Annotated in this window: 20 protein-coding genes and 1 riboswitch; of the genes, 17 read left to right on the top strand and 3 right to left on the bottom strand. The window is 60.8% G+C overall.

Annotated elements, in window-relative coordinates:
• The first annotated feature begins 2 nt into the window (after positions 1-2).
• The 17 genes from ybeY to AADA15_RS06690 all read left to right on the top strand — a co-directional run bounded on the left by ybeY (position 3) and on the right by AADA15_RS06690 (position 15,739).
• A complete protein-coding gene (gene ybeY, locus AADA15_RS06770; protein ID WP_341640786.1) occupies positions 3-515 on the top strand; it encodes an rRNA maturation RNase YbeY in 513 nt (170 codons plus the stop codon).
• 22 nt (positions 516-537) lie between these two features.
• Entirely contained in the window at positions 538-1,461 is a 924-nt protein-coding gene (locus tag AADA15_RS06765) for a hemolysin family protein (protein WP_341640785.1), read from the top strand.
• Complete coding sequence (lnt, locus tag AADA15_RS06760) at positions 1,461-2,948, top strand: apolipoprotein N-acyltransferase (protein ID WP_341640784.1); 1,488 nt, start codon at positions 1,461-1,463, stop codon at positions 2,946-2,948. Before AADA15_RS06765 ends, lnt begins: the two co-directional genes overlap by 1 nt.
• Positions 2,949-3,010: 62 nt before the next feature.
• A riboswitch (SAM-SAH riboswitch) is annotated at positions 3,011-3,061 on the top strand.
• A 6-nt stretch (positions 3,062-3,067) separates the two neighbouring features.
• Entirely contained in the window at positions 3,068-4,249 is a 1,182-nt protein-coding gene (gene metK / locus AADA15_RS06755; RefSeq protein WP_341640783.1) for a methionine adenosyltransferase, read from the top strand.
• 184 nt (positions 4,250-4,433) lie between these two features.
• Positions 4,434-5,078, top strand: a complete 645-nt coding sequence (locus AADA15_RS06750; RefSeq protein WP_341640782.1) for a COG3904 family protein — start codon at positions 4,434-4,436, stop codon at positions 5,076-5,078.
• Between the two features lie 110 nt (positions 5,079-5,188).
• Positions 5,189-5,953: a tRNA (guanine(46)-N(7))-methyltransferase TrmB gene (gene trmB / locus AADA15_RS06745; protein ID WP_341640781.1), complete on the top strand. Its 765-nt coding sequence runs from the start codon at positions 5,189-5,191 to the stop codon at positions 5,951-5,953.
• Between the two features lie 105 nt (positions 5,954-6,058).
• Positions 6,059-7,405, top strand: coding sequence for a 3-phosphoshikimate 1-carboxyvinyltransferase (gene aroA / locus AADA15_RS06740; protein ID WP_341640780.1), 1,347 nt, complete (start codon positions 6,059-6,061; stop codon positions 7,403-7,405).
• 21 nt (positions 7,406-7,426) lie between these two features.
• A complete protein-coding gene (gene cmk, locus AADA15_RS06735; RefSeq protein WP_341640779.1) occupies positions 7,427-8,041 on the top strand; it encodes a (d)CMP kinase in 615 nt (204 codons plus the stop codon).
• A 219-nt stretch (positions 8,042-8,260) separates the two neighbouring features.
• Positions 8,261-8,890, top strand: a complete 630-nt coding sequence (locus AADA15_RS06730) for an NAD(P)H-dependent oxidoreductase (RefSeq protein ID WP_341640778.1) — start codon at positions 8,261-8,263, stop codon at positions 8,888-8,890.
• A 294-nt stretch (positions 8,891-9,184) separates the two neighbouring features.
• Positions 9,185-10,906 (top strand): 30S ribosomal protein S1, encoded by a 1,722-nt coding sequence (gene rpsA, locus AADA15_RS06725; RefSeq protein ID WP_341640777.1) that lies wholly within the window; start codon positions 9,185-9,187, stop codon positions 10,904-10,906.
• A gap of 345 nt (positions 10,907-11,251) precedes the next feature.
• Positions 11,252-11,536 (top strand): integration host factor subunit beta, encoded by a 285-nt coding sequence (ihfB, locus tag AADA15_RS06720; RefSeq protein ID WP_192964471.1) that lies wholly within the window; start codon positions 11,252-11,254, stop codon positions 11,534-11,536.
• On the top strand, positions 11,537-11,887 hold the full coding sequence (locus AADA15_RS06715) for a lipopolysaccharide assembly protein LapA domain-containing protein (protein WP_341640776.1): 351 nt from the start codon (positions 11,537-11,539) through the stop codon (positions 11,885-11,887).
• A 4-nt stretch (positions 11,888-11,891) separates the two neighbouring features.
• On the top strand, positions 11,892-12,548 hold the full coding sequence (locus AADA15_RS06710; protein WP_341640775.1) for a phosphoribosylanthranilate isomerase: 657 nt from the start codon (positions 11,892-11,894) through the stop codon (positions 12,546-12,548).
• 102 nt (positions 12,549-12,650) lie between these two features.
• Positions 12,651-13,910 (top strand): tryptophan synthase subunit beta, encoded by a 1,260-nt coding sequence (gene trpB / locus AADA15_RS06705; RefSeq protein WP_341640774.1) that lies wholly within the window; start codon positions 12,651-12,653, stop codon positions 13,908-13,910.
• Between the two features lie 223 nt (positions 13,911-14,133).
• Entirely contained in the window at positions 14,134-14,508 is a 375-nt protein-coding gene (locus AADA15_RS06700; RefSeq protein WP_341640773.1) for a hypothetical protein, read from the top strand.
• Positions 14,509-14,704: 196 nt separating this feature from the next.
• A complete protein-coding gene (locus AADA15_RS06695; protein WP_341640772.1) occupies positions 14,705-15,193 on the top strand; it encodes a hypothetical protein in 489 nt (162 codons plus the stop codon).
• Positions 15,194-15,739, top strand: a complete 546-nt coding sequence (locus AADA15_RS06690; protein ID WP_341640771.1) for a helix-turn-helix transcriptional regulator — start codon at positions 15,194-15,196, stop codon at positions 15,737-15,739.
• 73 nt (positions 15,740-15,812) lie between these two features.
• Here the strand turns inward: AADA15_RS06690 and hmuQ are convergent, their stop codons facing one another.
• From hmuQ to AADA15_RS06675, 3 genes are all read right to left on the bottom strand, one after another.
• Positions 15,813-16,133: a heme-degrading protein HmuQ gene (hmuQ, locus tag AADA15_RS06685; protein ID WP_341640770.1), complete on the bottom strand. Its 321-nt coding sequence runs from the start codon at positions 16,131-16,133 to the stop codon at positions 15,813-15,815.
• A gap of 147 nt (positions 16,134-16,280) precedes the next feature.
• A complete protein-coding gene (locus AADA15_RS06680; protein WP_341640769.1) occupies positions 16,281-16,652 on the bottom strand; it encodes a DUF2237 family protein in 372 nt (123 codons plus the stop codon).
• An 18-nt stretch (positions 16,653-16,670) separates the two neighbouring features.
• Positions 16,671-17,834, bottom strand: coding sequence for a serine hydrolase domain-containing protein (locus AADA15_RS06675; protein WP_341640768.1), 1,164 nt, complete (start codon positions 17,832-17,834; stop codon positions 16,671-16,673).
• Positions 17,835-17,877: the final 43 nt, after the last annotated feature.

Genomic DNA, 17,877 nt, shown 5'->3' with positions numbered 1-17,877 from the left:
TCATGACACTTGAGATTTCCCTTGAGGAGACGCGCTGGGGCGAGGGCGACTTTGAGCCCATGGCTGAACGTGCCATCAAAGCGGCGCTCGATCATTTCGGGCTAAAGATGGATGAGTGCGAGATTTCGCTGCTGGCCTGCGATGATGCGCGCATTGCCGATCTCAACGCGGAATTCCGCGAAAAGCCCACTCCGACGAATGTCTTGAGTTGGCCGGCCGAGGATCTGTCCCCCGAGGCGCCGGGTGGAACGCCCCTGCCGCCAGAGCCAGATTTTACGGGTGAGATTTGCCTAGGTGATATCGCGATTGCTTTTGAAACCTGCCAGCGTGAGGCGGATGCCGCGGACAAATCCCTGGCCGATCATCTGACACATTTGCTTGTTCATGGAGTGTTGCATCTTTTGGGCTACGATCACGTCCGCGACCCGGACGCTACAGTAATGGAAGCTATTGAGGTCGAAATACTTGGCAAACTGGGTATCGATAACCCATATACGGAAGGTGGAAGTCCCTGAAGGGGCATAGTGGATAGGATAGATGGGCGACATAGAAGGCAGTTCTAACGCAGCGCATAGCGCGCTGCAGGTAGAGAGTGAGGCTCTCGCGGGCCACACAAACGGTACAGAGTTCGGCGCGGATAACGACGAAAAGACGGGATTCTTTGGTCGTCTTTTGGGCTCCCTCGCGCCAACGGCTGCGGCAGATGCTCCACAAGAGGAGCAGGGCACCGCGCCAGAGGTTCGACCTCATGGCATGATCAATCTGCGCCGAATGCGTGTGGAGGACGTTGCCATCCCCTCGGCCGAGATCGTGGCCGTTCCCGTGACAACCGACAGTGAGGACCTGGTCAAGGTCTTTCGCGAAAGCGGGTTCACCCGCGTGCCGGTCTACGAGGGAACGCTGGATACTCCGCTTGGTTTTGCCCACCTCAAGGATTTTGCACTGACCCACGGCTTCAACTGCGGCGAAGAAGCCTTCGATCTGCGCAAGATGCTGCGCCCGCTGCTGTTCGTGCCGCCTTCGATGCCGATTGGCGTCCTCTTGGCCAAGATGCAGGGCGAGCGGCGCCATATGGCGCTGGTGATCGACGAATATGGCGGAGTGGACGGGCTGGTGACGATCGAGGATCTGATCGAACAGGTGATCGGCGAGATCGAGGATGAGCACGACACCGGCGAGGATCAGACCTGGTTCCGCGAAAAGACCGGCTGCTACATCGCACAGGCCCGTACGCCTTTGGCCGAGTTCGAGGCCGAGATCGGAATTTCACTGACCAGCCATGACGATGTTGACGAGGAAGAGATCGACACTCTGGGAGGGCTGGTCTTCATGCTCTCTGGCCGTGTGCCCGCGCGGGGTGAGGTGATCGTGCATCCTGACGGCCCCGAGTTCGAGGTGGTGGATGCCGACCCCCGCCGGATCAAAAGGCTCCGGGTTCTGGTGCCCAATACCTCGGAATGATGCCGCGATTGCGCCTGAGCCGGGATGCTGCTTTGCCCGGCCTTCTGGCCCTCGGTCTGGGCGCGCTGATGTCTTTGGCGCTGGCTCCTACGCATTGTATCTGGGCGGTGCCCATCGCCTTGGGCGGGATCGGCGCGCTTGTGCTGCGCGCCACAAGCCCTTGGCGTGGGGCCTTGCTCGGCTGGGGTTTCGGGCTTGGGTATTTCGCGCTCGGACTTGCATGGATCATCGAGCCATTTCTGGTTGATCCTGAGCGCCACGCCTGGATGGCCCCTTTTGCGCTATTGTTTCTGGCCGCTGGGCTGGCGTTGTTCTGGGCTGCCGCCTTTTCCGGGGCGGTACGCTTTGCCCGTGGTGGCCCGCGCCTACTGCTGCTGACGGGGCTGTTGAGCCTTGCTGAATTTGCCCGCGCCTATGTGCTGACCGGTTTTCCATGGGCGGCCTTTGGTCAGTTTTGGATCGATACGCCCGCAGCGCAGCTTTTGCCCTGGATTGGTCCCCACGGGCTGTCCGTGCTGACACTCGCAGCTTTCTTGCCGCTGGCGTTTGTGCGGGAACGACTGGCGATCGCAGTGCTGCCCGGCGCCATGCTGGCCGCTCTGGTGACCCTGTGGCCAACGCCGCCTGCGCCTGAGACGACCGATCACACCGTGCGCCTGGTGCAGCCGAATGCGCCGCAGCATAAGAAATGGCATCCTGATTTCCGCTGGGATTTCGTGCGCCGGGCCATGGCCTTCAACGCCGAAGGCCCGCGGCCGGACATGATCATCTGGCCCGAAACCTCGGTTCCTCAACTGCTGAACGATGCGCAAGGCACGCTTGAGGCGGTGCATCAGGCCGCGCCAGGCGTGCCTCTGCTCCTTGGGATCCAGCGCGAAGAGGGCGGAGCCTATTACAACTCCGCTGCCTATCTGGGGTCGGAGGGCACCGTGCAGGCGCTTTATGACAAGGCACACCTTGTCCCGTTCGGAGAATACATACCCTTCGGAGATGTCATGGCGCGTTTTGGGATTCACGGTTTTGCCTCGCAGGCGGGGGCTGGCTATGCCGCCGGCCCCGGCGCGCGGCTGCTGGATCTGCCGGTCGGGGCGGCTTTGCCGTTGATCTGCTATGAGGCGGTGTTTCCGCAGGATGTGCGCGCGGCGCCCGCCCGTCCCGATGTTCTCGTGCAGATCACCAATGACGCCTGGTTTGGTACCCGGTCGGGCCCTTATCAGCATCTGGTGCAGGCCCGTATGCGCGCGGCCGAGCAAGGGCTGCCGATGCTGCGCGCCGCCAACACAGGGGTTTCGGGCTTGATCGATCCTTACGGGCGCCTCGGCCCGTCGCTGCCGCTGGGGGAAGCGGGCCATGTGGATGTTGTGCTGCCCAGGGCCTTGCCCGCAACGCTCTACAGTCGGACCGGTGATTGGCCTGTTCTTGCCCTGTCCCTGCTCTTGGCGGGTTTCGGATTTCTCAGAGGTACAAATTCGTCACTACGTTCATAGCTGCTCAACCCATTTCTGCAAAAAGATTGACGACAGGCACGAGCCTGCTTACTGAGCAGTGATTCCTCCCACAACGGCTTCCTGGCGTGGTGAGGTAAAACACAAATGGAGCACTTTTCATGACCCGCGCTAACTACATCTTCACTTCGGAATCCGTTTCCGAAGGCCACCCGGACAAGGTTTGTGACCGGATATCTGATGCCGTACTGGATGCCTTCCTCGCGGAAGAGCCCGAGGCACGCGTTGCCGCCGAGACCTTTGCCACAACAAACCGTGTGGTGATCGGGGGCGAGGTGGGGCTGTCCGACCAGGACAAACTGCACGACTACATGGGCAAGATCGATGAGATCGCCCGTGCCTGCATCAAGGACATCGGCTACGAGCAGGAAAAATTCCACCACGAGACTGTGGAAATCACCAACCTGCTGCACGAACAATCCGCCCATATCGCACAGGGTGTGGATTCGAGCGAAGACAAGGACGAAGGCGCCGGCGATCAGGGCATCATGTTCGGCTTTGCCACCAATGAGACCGAGGCGTTGATGCCTGCGCCTCTGCAATACAGCCACGCGATCCTGCGCCGTCTGGCCGAGGTGCGCAAGAACGGCACCGAACCCGCGCTTGGGCCGGATGCGAAGTCCCAGCTTTCGGTGATCTATGAAAATGGCAAGCCGGTGGGCATCAGCTCGCTCGTCTTGTCGACGCAGCACCTGGATGAAAGCCTGACCTCTGCCGACATCCGCGCCATCGTCGATCCTTATATCCGCGAGGTTCTGCCCGAGGGTTGGTTGACCGATCAGACCGTCTGGCACGTCAACCCGACCGGCAAGTTCGTGATCGGTGGCCCCGATGGCGATGCGGGCCTCACCGGTCGCAAGATCATCGTGGACACCTATGGCGGTGCCGCTCCGCATGGTGGTGGCGCCTTCTCTGGCAAGGATCCGACCAAGGTGGACCGCTCGGCAGCCTACGCGGCGCGTTACCTGGCGAAAAACGTCGTTGCGGCGGGCATGGCGGATAAATGCACCATCCAGCTGTCCTATGCGATCGGTGTCTCCCAGCCGCTGTCGATCTATGCCGACACCCATGGCACGGGCGAGGTCGCGCCGGCGGATATCGAAAAGGCCATTGATCAGGTGATGGATCTCAGCCCGCGGGGCATCCGTTCCCATCTGGGTCTGAACAAGCCGATCTATCAGCGCACCGCAGCCTATGGTCATTTTGGCCGTGAACCGGATGCCGATGGCGGCTTCAGCTGGGAGCGCACCGATCTGGTAGAGGCCCTGAAAAAGGCTGTCTGATCCGGTATCGGTTTCAGTAGACAAATGCTGTGGGGCGGGCCTTGGGTCCGCCCCATTTCGTTGATCATGCGATCTGGGATGCAATCGTACCTGCGTGGCCAATAGATGCAGGGTTGAGCCGAACGCGAAGGCCCGACTAGTCTGGCGGCAGCACCGCCTCTCGCATGAAGGATTGCCCGACACCATGAAGCGCCTGTTCCTGCTCCCGTTTTTGGCCGTGATGCCTTTTGTTGCAATGGCCAAGGCCCCCCTGCCGCAGAAGTTCCGAATCCATGGAGAAGTTCTGATCTTTGACACGGAGACCGATATCTCCGGAGCGTTGGCCGAGATCACCCCTGAGGACATAGACATCTTCCGCAACGTTCTGGCGGACAATCCCCAGGTTACCGAGGTGCAGCTCAACAGCAGTGGTGGCAGTGTCTACGCGGGGGCCGAGATTGCGTGGATCATTATGGATCACGGGTTGAATACAACGGTAGAGGGTGAATGCGTCAGTGCCTGCGTCGACATCTTCCTTGCCGGGGAACGGCGTCGCATGCGTCTTGGCTCCAAGATCGGGTTTCACCAGCGCAGCTGGGCGCCCGATGCGGTTCAAAGCTACTATCGCGAGTGGCGCGATTCCGAGGACTGGGCGACCCCTTTCGAGTTCGGGTCGTGGATTTATCAGGACACCCAGGAAGAGATCTACGAACAGCTGACCTACCTGGTGTCGCGCGGCGTGGAGCCTGCCTTTGCGATCGAAACCCTGCGGGTGCGCCCCGATGATGAATGGTATCCCTCTCGCCTTCGTCTGGTGGCGGCTGGCGTACTCCGGGAGAAGGTGCCTTAGGAGTCAGTCGCCTTGACCTGCGCGGCAGCTTGCGGCAGATGGGCGCGCAGCATTCCAACTGGTCCCGATCCACGGGGCGCGTAGTCCCAGGCAATGAAAAGGCCCGCCCGATGTCCGATGACAAGAAATCACCCTCTGCCGTGCACCCGGCGCGGACCGATGCGGCCGAGAAACACGCCAGCGGTGCGCCCTGGCGGAACTTCTATGGCCGATTCAGCGGCAAGACCCTGAAGGACAGCCAGCGCCGCTATCTGGAGGAAGATCTGGGCGCGCTCAGCCCAGGTGCCGTAGGCTGGGACGAGAATCCGGACCGTGCGCCACTGGACCTCGATGCGCTCTTTGGTGGGCGTGATGTCTGGCTTGAGGTCGGTTTTGGTGGCGGTGAACATCTGGTGCATCAGGCCGCCAGCAACCCGGATGTGGGGATCATTGGCGCCGAGCCCTTCATCAATGGCGTTGCCATGCTGCTGGGCAAGATCCGCAAGGCGGGCGCAGATAATATCGCCGTGCATCCGGGCGATGCGCGCGACCTGATGGATGTGCTGCCCGAGGCGTCGATCGCGCGCGCCTTCCTGTTGTACCCCGATCCCTGGCCCAAGAAACGCCATCACCGCCGCCGGTTCGTGACGCAGGAGCATCTGGAGCCTCTGGCCCGTTGCCTGAAACCTGGCGCGATCTTCCGCGTTGCCACGGACATCCCCGACTATGTGCGCCAGACGCTGGAAGAGGTGCCAAAGGCCGGGTTCGAATGGCTGGCCGAACGTCCCGCCGACTGGCGCGAGCCTTGGGAGGACTGGATCTCCACCCGCTATGAACAAAAGGCCCTGCGCGAAGGGCGCACGCCCCATTATCTGACCTTCCGCCGCAAGGGGTGATATCGGGCTGATCTACGCTGGACCGCTCGGCGCCAATTCGTTACCGATAGCGGAAACATGTCTGCGCAGGACGCGGACAGCGATACTCTGACGAAGGAAAGCCACATGTCCGGACACGGCACGCCCATCCCGATGACCTCTCACCGTGCGGACGCGCTGACGGGCGTGGCCGAGGTGCCGGGTGACAAGTCCATCTCGCATCGCTCTCTTATCCTTGGCGCCATGGCCGTGGGCGAGACGAAAATCTCGGGGCTCTTGGAAGGTGAGGATGTTCTGGACACCGCCAAGGCGATGCAGGCCTTTGGCGCCGAGGTGGTGAACCATGGCGGTGGCAACTGGTCGGTATTCGGCGTCGGTGTCGGCGGTTTTGCCGAGCCGGACAACGTGATCGACTGCGGCAACTCCGGGACCGGTGTGCGGCTGATCATGGGCACGATGGCGACGTCCCCGATCACCGTGACCTTCACTGGCGATGCCAGCCTGAACAAGCGCCCGATGGCGCGGGTGACGGACCCCTTGGCCCTTTTTGGCGCGCAGGCGGTGGGGCGTTCGGGGGGACGGCTGCCGATGACCATTGTCGGGGCTGCTGATCCCGTGCCGGTGCGCTACGTGGTGCCGGTGTCTTCGGCGCAGGTCAAATCGGCCGTGCTGCTGGCGGGCCTCAATGCGCCGGGCAAAACCGTGGTGATCGAACAGGAGGCCACCCGCGATCACACCGAGCGCATGCTCGAAGGTTTTGGCGCCGAGATCTCCACCGAAGAAACGGACGAGGGTCGCGTCATTACCCTCACCGGACGGCCCGAATTGAAACCGCAGGTGATTGCGGTGCCGCGCGATCCCTCTTCGGCGGCCTTCCCGGTCTGTGCGGCTTTGATCACGCCTGGATCGGACGTGCTGGTGCCGGGCATTGGCCTCAACCCGACCCGCGCGGGTCTGTTCACAACACTGCGCGAGATGGGCGCGGATCTGACCTATGAGAACGAGCGAATCGAGGGCGGCGAACCCGTGGCCGACCTGCGCGCGAAATACTCGCCCGACATGAAGGGCATCGAGGTACCACCCGAGCGCGCTGCCTCGATGATCGACGAATATCCCGTGCTGTCGGTGGTTGCCGCATTCGCCTCGGGCGAAACCATGATGGCGGGCGTCAAGGAACTGCGGGTGAAGGAAAGCGACCGGATCGACGCCATGGCGCGTGGTCTGCGCGCCAATGGCGTTGCTGTGCGCGAGGGCGAAGACTGGTGGGCAGTGACGGGTCTTGGCCCCGAAGGTGTGCCCGGCGGCGGCACCTGCGAAAGCTTCCTTGATCACCGTATTGCCATGTCGTTCATGGTCATGGGCATGGCGGCGCAGAACGCCGTCTCCGTGGACGATGGCGGCCCCATTGCCACGTCCTTCCCGATCTTTGAGCCTTTGATGACCGCGCTGGGCGCCAAGTTCACCCATGAATGATCTTTTGGAGAAGCTCTTCGGATGACCACGCGTTTCACCATTGCAATCGACGGACCCGCCGCGGCCGGGAAGGGGACGATTTCCAAGGCCGTCGCGGCGCATTTTGGCTTTGCTCACCTTGATACCGGGCTTCTGTACCGCGCTGTCGGGGCCAAGGTGCTGGCCGGTGAAAAACCCATCGATGCCGCTCAGGCCCTGGTGGCAGAGGACCTGCAGGTCGAGGGGCTGCGCACGGCCGAGGTTGCTCAGGCAGCATCAAAGGTGGCCGTGATCGGCGAGGTCCGTGAGGCCTTGGTCGATTTCCAGCGCAGTTTTGCCCGTAGGGCAGGGGGCGCGGTGCTGGATGGGCGTGATATTGGCACGGTGATCTGCCCGGACGCCGAGGTGAAGCTTTTCGTGACCGCCAGTGCCGAGGTACGTGCCAAGCGGCGTCATCTGGAGTTGCGCGAGGGCGGCTCGGACAGCGATTTCGAGACCGTTCTGGCCGAAGTCAAAGCGCGGGATGAGCGCGACATGAATCGCGCCGAGGCTCCATTGAAGCCGGCAGAAGATGCGGTTCTGATCGACACCAGCGATCTGAGCATCGAAGCTGCCATCGCAGCGGCCATCGGCGCAATCAAGGAAAAACAAGACTGAGTCTGTTGTCTGCCGAGGGGACGGCAGAAGCCTGCGCGCCTGCACGTTGGCTGTGCCCCTTTTCGCTATGGGGCGGGCTTGGCCCCGTCTGTTCGCTGTGGGAAGGCTTTGTACGCTGCGTAAATCATCTCCACCGTTCTGATCTGGACTTGAACTAAACCGTTCAGTTTGATTTAGGCGATGGCAAAGAACTCTCCTCTTGCTGGAAGGATTGCTGCAATGCTGGATAAACTGAACTGGCGTTATGCCACCAAGAAAATGGACCCCGCAAAATCGGTGCCTGAAGACAAGGTTGCCCAGATCATCGAAGCTGTGCGCCTTGCCCCCACCTCAAGCGGTGTGCAGCCGTTTGAGCTGTTTGTGATTCGCAACAAGGAGCTGCGCGCCAGATTGCAGCCTCATGCGTGGAACCAGGCGCAGTTGACCGACGGCTCGCACCTGCTGGTCTTTGCCGCATGGGACAACTATACGGCCGAGCGGATCGATGCCGTTGTCGAGCAGATGGCCAACGAGCGCGGGGGCACCTCCGAGCTGCTGACCACCTACTACGAGAACCTGAAGGCGGCCTATCTGCCGCGCGACAGCCAGGTGAACTTTGAGCACGCTGCCCGCCAGGCCTATATCGCGCTTGGCTTTGCAATGATTGCGGCCGCCGAGCTGGAGGTGGATTGCACCCCGATGGAAGGGTTTGACCCGGCCAAGTTCGACGAGATACTGGGCCTGACCGACAAGGGCCTCAAGTCCGTGGTGATCCTGCCGCTGGGCTACCGCGCGGAAGAGGGGGACTGGCTGCTGCCACTCAAGAAAGTGCGCAAGTCCAAAGAGGCGCTGGTCACTGAAATCGACTGAAGTCACTTCTCGTTGATCAAACGATGCGGGCGGCAGGGGATCCAGCTGCCCGTTTTTCTGTTTGTATGATAGGAGAGGGCGAGTCCTTGCCGCCCCGCGGAAAGAGTCCCTTTCCCCTTGCCAGCAAGGCTCAAACCGCCTATACGGCGCCTGTCGACAGAGATGCGAAAACGCACGAAAGACACTCTGAGCAGGGTCGGGGCAACCTCCGGCCCTTTGTGTTTGTTTGCTCCAGAGCGTCCAATTGCGTGATCTCGGCCCGACCAACCCATTCAGACCGGCGGAGACAACCGCATGGCCAGTAAAATACGATATGAAAAGGAAATCCGAGACCACATGGCTCAGAACACATCGATGGAGGAATTCGAAGCCCTCCTGAACGAAAGCTTCGAAATGGATACCCCGGACGAGGGTTCCGTTGTCAAAGGCAAGGTCATCGCAATTGAAGCAGGCCAGGCCATCATCGACGTCGGCTACAAAATGGAAGGCCGCGTTGATCTGAAAGAATTCGCAAATCCCGGCGAAGCCCCTGAAATCGCTGTTGGCGACGACGTGGAAGTCTTCCTGCGCGCCGCCGAAAACGCCCGTGGCGAAGCCGTCATCTCCCGCGAGATGGCCCGCCGCGAAGAAGCATGGGACCGCCTGGAAAAAGCATACGCAGACGATGCCCGCGTCGAAGGCGCGATCTTTGGCCGCGTCAAAGGTGGCTTCACCGTCGATCTCGGCGGCGCCGTGGCCTTCCTGCCCGGCTCCCAGGTTGACGTGCGCCCCGTGCGTGACGCAGGCCCGCTGATGGGTCTGAAACAGCCCTTCCAGATCCTGAAAATGGACCGTCGCCGTGGCAACATCGTTGTGTCGCGTCGCGCCATCCTGGAAGAATCGCGTGCCGAACAGCGTGCAGAAGTCATCGGCAAACTGTCCGAAGGCGATGCGGTTGACGGCGTGGTCAAGAACATCACCGAATACGGTGCGTTTGTTGACCTCGGCGGCGTTGACGGCCTGCTGCACGTCACCGACATGGCATGGCGCCGTGTGAACCACCCCTCCGAGATCCTGTCGATCGGCGAAACCGTCAAGGTTCAGGTCATCAAGATCAACAAGGACACCCACCGTATCTCCCTCGGCATGAAGCAGCTGCAGGAAGATCCGTGGGATCTGGTCGGTGCCAAGTTCCCGCTGGGTTCGGTGCACAAGGGCCGCGTCACCAACATCACCGATTACGGTGCATTTGTTGAGCTGGAGCCCGGTGTCGAAGGTCTGGTCCACGTCTCCGAGATGTCCTGGACCAAGAAGAACGTTCACCCCGGCAAGATCGTCTCCACTTCTCAGGAAGTCGACGTCATGGTTCTGGAAATCGACGGCGCCAAGCGTCGCGTGTCCCTGGGCCTCAAGCAGACCATGCGCAACCCCTGGGAGCTCTTTGCCGAGACTCACCCCGAGGGCACCGAGGTCGAAGGCGAAGTCAAGAACATCACCGAATTCGGTCTGTTCATCGGCCTCGAAGGCGACATCGACGGCATGGTTCACCTCTCGGACCTCAGCTGGGACGAGCGTGGCGAAGATGCGATCCAGAACTACCGCAAAGGCGACATGGTTTCGGCCGTTGTCTCCGAAGTGGACGTCGAGAAAGAGCGTATCTCCCTCTCGATCAAAGCCCTGGGTGGCGACAAGTTCGCCGAAGCCGTGGGCGGCGTGAAGCGTGGCTCGATCGTGACCGTCGAAGTGACCGCCATCGAAGACGGTGGCATCGAAGTGGAATACGAAGGCATGAAGTCCTTCATCCGCCGCTCCGACCTGTCGCGTGACCGTGCCGATCAGCGCCCCGAGCGTTTCTCGGTCGGTGACAAGATCGATGTGCGCGTCACCAACGTCGACAGCAAGACCCGCCGTCTGGGCCTGTCGATCAAGGCACGCGAGATCGCCGAAGAAAAAGAAGCCGTGGAACAGTATGGCTCCTCGGACTCCGGTGCATCGCTGGGCGACATCCTCGGCGCCGCTCTGAAGACTGGCGACTGATCGCTTCGTCTTTGGAACTGACATTCCAGGAACGGCCCTGCCTTTGGCGGGGCCGTTTTTCGTTTCACATCGGTGCCCGTGCCTGACAGGTGCTGGTGTTGCTGAGGCCTGCAGGGCGCTGCGAATCAAATGATGGCGGGCTTAGGGGAATGTGAAAAATACCACTCATCGCTATGGGCATCGCCGCATGAGGCAGCAAATCTCTGGTTTTACATGGCATTTTCAGGCAAACTTCGAATATAAGGAGATTGGCCGTGCCTCTTCCGGTTCCCGGAGCGCCGATTTCCTTGTTATAGTCGGGGGCACTTTGGCAGAGGATTGCGTTGGCTTGGGAGGGCAGGAAGGATGATCCGCTCTGAACTGATTCAGAAGATTGCAGACGAAAACCCGCACCTGTATCAGCGGGACGTCGAAAGGATCGTGAACACGGTATTCGAGGAAGTGACCAACGCGATGGCCCGGGGCGACCGGGTTGAATTGCGCGGCTTTGGCGCCTTTTCGGTGAAAAAGCGGGATGCGCGGGTTGGTCGCAATCCCCGTACCGGCGAAACGGTCCATGTTGAGGAAAAACATGTACCGTTCTTCAAGACCGGAAAGCTCTTGAGGGACCGTCTGAACGGAAAGGCCTAAATGCGCTATATTCGTTATGCCATCCTGGGCACGCTGGGGATCATTCTGGTCTCGGTCTGCCTTGCGAACCGCTCTGCAGTGGAGCTGAAGCTGATGCCGACGGCCTTGGCGGAGCTGGTGGGATGGAACCCGTCCATCACCCTGCCTCTGTTCGTGGTCGTTCTCGGCGGAATCGCCGTCGGTCTGGTGGTTGGTTTCATCTGGGAATGGCTGCGTGAGCACAAGCACCGCCGCGAGGCGGGCCAGCATAGCCGTGAGGTCAAGAAACTGTCCCGCGAAGTGCAGAAGCTGAAAAAGCAAAAGCACGAAGGCAAGGACGAGGTTTTGGCTCTGCTGGACGATACGGTCTGATCCGATGTCCTCTGATATCCGGGTAAAGGTCTGCGGCCTCACGACGCCGCAGGACGTGGACTGCGTGGCGCAAGCTGGCGCAGCCTACGCGGGATTTGTGTTTTTTCCCAAATCGCCGCGCAATGTTTCGCTTGAAACCGCCGCAAGCCTTGCTGGCCATGCGCCCGTGGGCCTGTGCAAGGTGGCGCTGACCGTGAATGCCGATAATGCAGAACTTGATGCGCTGATTGACGCTGTGCCGCTCGACATGCTGCAGCTTCATGGCAGTGAAAGCCCGGCGCGGGTGGCTGAGGTGAAATCCCGTTATGGCCTGCCGGTGATGAAGGCCATCGGCGTGGCAGAGGCTGCGGATCTGGCTCAGATCGATATCTACTCCGAAGTGGCGGACCAGCTTTTGATCGACGCCAAACCTCCCAAAGGGGCCGACCTGCCCGGCGGCAACGGGCTTGCCTTTGACTGGCGCCTTCTGGCCTCGCGCAAGTACTGGCGCAAACCCTGGATGCTGGCTGGTGGCCTGACCCCTGAAAACGTGGGCGAGGCGATCCGAATGACCGGCGCACGTCAGGTCGATGTCTCTTCGGGCGTCGAAAGCGCGCCGGGGCAAAAGGATGCAGGCAAGATCGCCGCTTTTGTCTCGGCCGCCCATACCGCCCGCGGCTGAACCTTTCCGAACAACGCGGGCCGCAGGTTTTCCGCGTTGTTCTCTTTACCCGTCGCCAGCCGCGCTATAGTCAGGAGCAGTGCCGCGCAGAGAGGAACAATCATGGCCGAAGATCTTATCAACAGCTTTATGAACGGACCCGATGAAAAGGGCCGCTTTGGCATCTTCGGTGGCCGTTTCGTCAGTGAAACGCTGATGCCGCTGATCCTGAGCCTGGAAGAGGAATACGACCGCGCCAAGGACGACCCGACCTTCTGGGCCGAGATGGACGATCTTTGGAAGCATTACGTGGGTCGCCCGAGCCCGCTGTATTTTGCCGAGCGCCTGACGGAGCATCTGGGCGGTGCCAAGGTCTATATGAAGCGGGACGAGCTGAACCACACTGGCGCCCACAAGGTTAACAATGTGCTGGGTCAAATCCTGCTCGCGCGCCGCATGGGAAAGACACGGATCATCGCAGAAACCGGCGCTGGTCAGCACGGCGTAGCGACTGCCACCGTCTGCGCCAAGTTTGGCCTGAAATGCGTGGTCTACATGGGCGCCCATGACGTCAAACGCCAGGCGCCGAACGTCTTCCGCATGCGTCTTCTGGGGGCTGAGGTGATCCCGGTGACCTCGGGTCGTGGCACGCTGAAGGATGCGATGAACGACGCGCTGCGTGACTGGGTAACCAATGTGCGCGACACCTTTTACTGCATCGGCACCGTGGCCGGCCCGCACCCCTATCCGGCGATGGTGCGTGACTTCCAGTCGGTGATCGGCAAGGAGGTCCGCTGGCAGCTGGCGGAGCAGGAAGGCGAAGGTCGCCTGCCTGACACGGTGATTGCGGCCATCGGCGGTGGCTCCAACGCCATGGGGCTGTTCCACCCGTTCCTCGACGACAAGAGCGTGAACATCATCGGGGTCGAGGCCGGCGGCAAGGGCGTGGATGAGACGATGCAGCACTGCGCCTCTTTGACCGGCGGGCGCCCGGGTGTTTTGCATGGCAACCGGACCTATCTGTTGCAGGACGACGATGGGCAGATTCTCGAAGGTTTTTCGATCTCTGCTGGGCTCGACTATCCGGGTATCGGCCCCGAACACGCCTGGCTGCATGAAACCGGGCGCGCCCAGTATGTCTCGATCACCGACAAGGAGGCGCTTGAGGCCTTCCAGCTGTCCTGCGCGCTTGAGGGAATCATCCCCGCGCTGGAGCCGAGCCATGCGCTGGCCCATGTGATGAAGATCGCACCGACCCTGCCGAAAGAGCATATCATCGTGATGAACATGTGTGGCCGCGGCGACAAGGATATTTTCACCGTGGCGCGCCACCTTGGATTTGACATGTCCGACACCGAGGAAGGGCGTGATCTGGAAGAGTGATCGGTCGCTTTTTTCGACTTAAATTCAAAGGGAAAGGGCCGCTCTTCTGCGGCTCTTTTTCGTTTTTGTGCGGCATAAACCGAAGTTTATGCGAGCTAAACCAAATGCAGTACCCCCGGAAACTAAACCCGGGTCGAATGGTTTTTGCCGACCCGGTCTGCCCAGTCTTGGTCAAGGCGGATGAGCAGCATCTGCTGACATGATCAAGAAAAGGATGATCCAGATGAACCGCGTACTTCTGACAACCACCGCAATCCTCCTCGGCCTTGGGGCGACCTCCTATGCGTCCACCGAAACGGCTTCCGGCGCGCAGAACCGGAACTCTCATGAGCACGCCTACCAGAACCAGAATCAGAACGAGCATCAGCACGCCTCTGCCTATGGCAAGACTGATGACGGAGATGACGATGGTCATGGCGACGATGGTGATGATCATGGCGAAGGTCACGGCGGAGAAGGTCACGGCGGAGAAGGTCACGGCGGAGAAGGTCACGGCGGAGAAGGTCACGGTGGCGAGGGCCATGGCGGTGAAGGTCACGGCGGTGACGGCCACGGCGGCGAAGGCGGTGACGGCCACGGTGGTGAAGGTCACGACTAAACCCTAACGCGCCTCCCAAGCGCGTCCGAGGCGCCGTTGGAGCATCTGTCCCACTGCTCCATTTCCCGAGCGCGCCTCTTGAGGTTCAACCGCGGTATGCTCTGCCTGATACCGCGGTTGAGCTTTTCTGCCGTTCAGTGGCATTGTGTGTCAGGCATCCGGTCTATCATTCCCCATCCCCAGGAGGACAATGCACGTGCGCCGCAGAATGGCTGATTTCCTCTTTGCGTCTGTGCTGCTGCTGATGCTTCCGGGCATGGCTGCCGCGGACCGATTGACCGATCGCATCACGGACCAGTTGCGCCGTCAGGGCTATGGCGAGATTGTTGTCACGCGCACGCTGCTGGGGCGCCACAGGATCGTTGCTTCCACCTCCAAGGTTGAGCGAGAGATCATCGTCAATCCCGGAACCGGGGAAATCCTTCGCGATTATATTGAAGACAAGGGCTCAGACCGCAGCCGCAGCGGGCTGTTCAGCCTCTTTGGTGGCGCAGGCTCAGGCGGAGGTGCCAGTGCTGGGTCCGATGATGACGCAAGTGACGATGGGGACGACGGCGACAGCGGTGGGAACCAAGGTGGAGGCGGTTCCGGTGGCGGGAATGGTCCCGGACATGGCGGAGCGGGCGAGGGGCACGGAGACTCTGGCGATAATGGAGATGGCGACAGCGGCGACGGAGATGACTGAATGGCATTCGGTTCTGCGCGCAGACATGGGCACCTCCATCGCATGAAGGCAGGCTACTTCCTTCCCGTCCTGGTGATCGTTCAGGGTCTGTGCGCCCTGTTCTTTGTCTCCGACATCGCGATGACCGTCCTCGGGGTGCGCTCGCGACCGATCAGCTGGCAGCTGCGTGAGCTGATTGAAATCGGGGCGGCGGTCGGTCTTGTGTTGGGTGTTGTGCTGGGGTGGATCGCCTACCGGCGCAGCCAGCAGCGTGTGCGCCTTGCCGAAGAGAGCCTGAGGCTGCTGCAATCCACCTTCAAGGATCACCTTGAAGACCGGTTTTCCGCCTGGCAACTGACGCCGGCCGAGCGGGACGTTGCGCTTTTTACGCTGAAAGGCCTGAGCCTGTCGGAAATCGCCGCTTTGCGTCAGACCTCGGATGGCACCGTCAAGGCGCAAAGTAACGCGATCTATCGCAAGGCGGGCGTCAGCGGCCGCACGCAGCTATTGAGCCTGTTCATTGAAGACCTGATGGAAAACGATCTGGGGCAGGACCGTGCCGCATAAAGACCGGGCCGCATAAAGAAAGAGGCGCTGGGATGCGCCTCTGTCCGATGCCGCGATGGGCATTGTTGTGCTTTCAGCTTTCCTGCAGAACTGTCTCGAACCCTTCGAACTGCGGATGTCCGACAAAGGGGCTTTCGCCCTCGGTGCCACGCGCATTGCGATGAGAAGCGCGGAATTGTTCTGATTTCGTCCAGGCTTCGAAATCGTCCTGGCAGTCCCAGATCACATGGCTGGAATAAAGGCTGTAGTCTTCGCTTTTCGGCCCTTTGAGCAGGCGAAACTCGCGAAATCCTTTCATCTCGTTCAGTCGGCTTTCGCGGTTCTTCCATATGGATTCGAAATCCGCCTCACGGCCGGGTCTGATCTTGAAACGGTTCATGGCGATATAGGTCATGGTGCCCTCGGCTTGTCTCTGCTGTTGTTGCATGAGGCTGGCGAAGGCAGGCATGTGGCGCGCACCGGGGCTGGCGATAACGTCCAGTACCGGAGAATTCACAGTGCGGTCAACGAAAACCGGGTGAGGTACGCGCGCGCAGGCGGTCTATTGGGCCGCATGTGCCCGCAGGATCGAAAGCGGCACCAGATCGAGCGCACGAACATGGGTGCCTTCGAGGTTGACCTTCGGTGCGCAGCCTTCGTCGGCCGCCTGCAGGAACCGGGCCGCGCAAAGGCACCAGCTGTCTCCCGGTTTGAGGCCCGGAAAACGAAACTCGGGCCGGGGCGTGCTGAGATCGTTGCCCACATATTTCGAATAGGCGAGGAATTCTGCAGTCATCACGGCGCAGACCGTATGGCTGCCCTGATCCGCCGCGCAGGTGTTGCAGGCGCCATCGCGAAAAAAGCCGGTCAAAGGATCGGTGGAGCAGGGCTGAAGAGCGCCTCCCAATACGTTGATGCTTTCTTCTTTTTCCATGGCGTTGGACCTGTAGTGCTATAGCGTGCGGGCGATTTTCCTGAACATTTCGATATTAGTGCGGTTGACGCCGTTGTCGCGGAATTTCCGGTCTGCGGCGGTGCTGACGATGACCACATTGCGGGTCTGGTCGATGTAGATGTACTGGCCATAGACGCCGCGCGCCATGAATTCGCCCGCCTGTGCACCGACCGGGATCCACCATTGGTAGCCATAGCCGATCTTGCCCTCCTCTGTGGGGGCCGAGGGGCGGGTCGAGGCTGTGATCCAACCGGCTGGCACGATCTGCTCGCTGCCGTATGCTCCGTCCTGTTCGATCATCACGCCAAAGCGGGCATAGTCCCGCGTGGTGATGTTGAGGCCGCCCAGAACAAAGGCCACTTCCTCTCCGTCCGTCACGTAATAGGGGGACTGCTCCAGCCCCAAAGGCGCGATGATCTTTTCCGACAGAAGCTCGGGAACACTGCGGCCCGTGGCCCCCCGAATGACCATGCCAATCACGTGGGTGTCGATCGAGACATATTGCCAGGTGGTGCCGGGGGCTGCGAATGTCTCTTTCAGATCGGCTGCGAACTGATCGAGCGTGCCGCCAAGGGCCACCTCGCGGCCCATGCGGTTGATGTCGGAATCATAGTCCAGATAGTCCTCGTCGAAAGTGACACCGCTGGCCATGTTCAACACGTTGCGAATGCTGGCCCCGTCATAGGCGCTGCCTTTCAGACGTGGCGCATATTTGGTGACCGGATCGTCGATGGAGGCGATTGCGCCTTCCTCCAGAAGGATCCCGAAGAGGGCAGACAGGTAGCTCTTTGCCACCGACCATGAGATGCGCCGGTCGTCTTCATCGGTTCCAAGGTAATAGCTTTCGTGGCGGATCTGCCCATCCTTCAGCACCAAAAGCGAGGTCACGGCACGCGCATCGATCCAGCCTTTCGTTTCGGTCGGCAGGGTCATCTCTGTTCCCTCGGGCAGGGCAGAGACCGGCCCGTCGCCGCGCGGCACGGGGCGGGTCAGGAAAGCGGAATTCATGTTGGAAAAGTTGTGCACGATCTTTTCCGCAGAAAATAGAGAGTTTACCGCCAAAAGACGCATGATCTCTTCACGCTTCCACAGTCCGCCTGCAACGACGACAACAGCGATAACGGCCAGGATACGCCCGGCAATCCGCATGAACTTGCGCATGTCTTTCCTCCCCTTTGGACGGCAGCCTAGCCTTGAGGAGGGT

The organism is Phycobacter sedimenti (genome assembly GCF_038148855.1).
Taxonomy (GTDB): domain Bacteria; phylum Pseudomonadota; class Alphaproteobacteria; order Rhodobacterales; family Rhodobacteraceae; genus Phycobacter; species Phycobacter sedimenti.
This window is presented reverse-complemented; position numbering and strand designations above follow the sequence as displayed.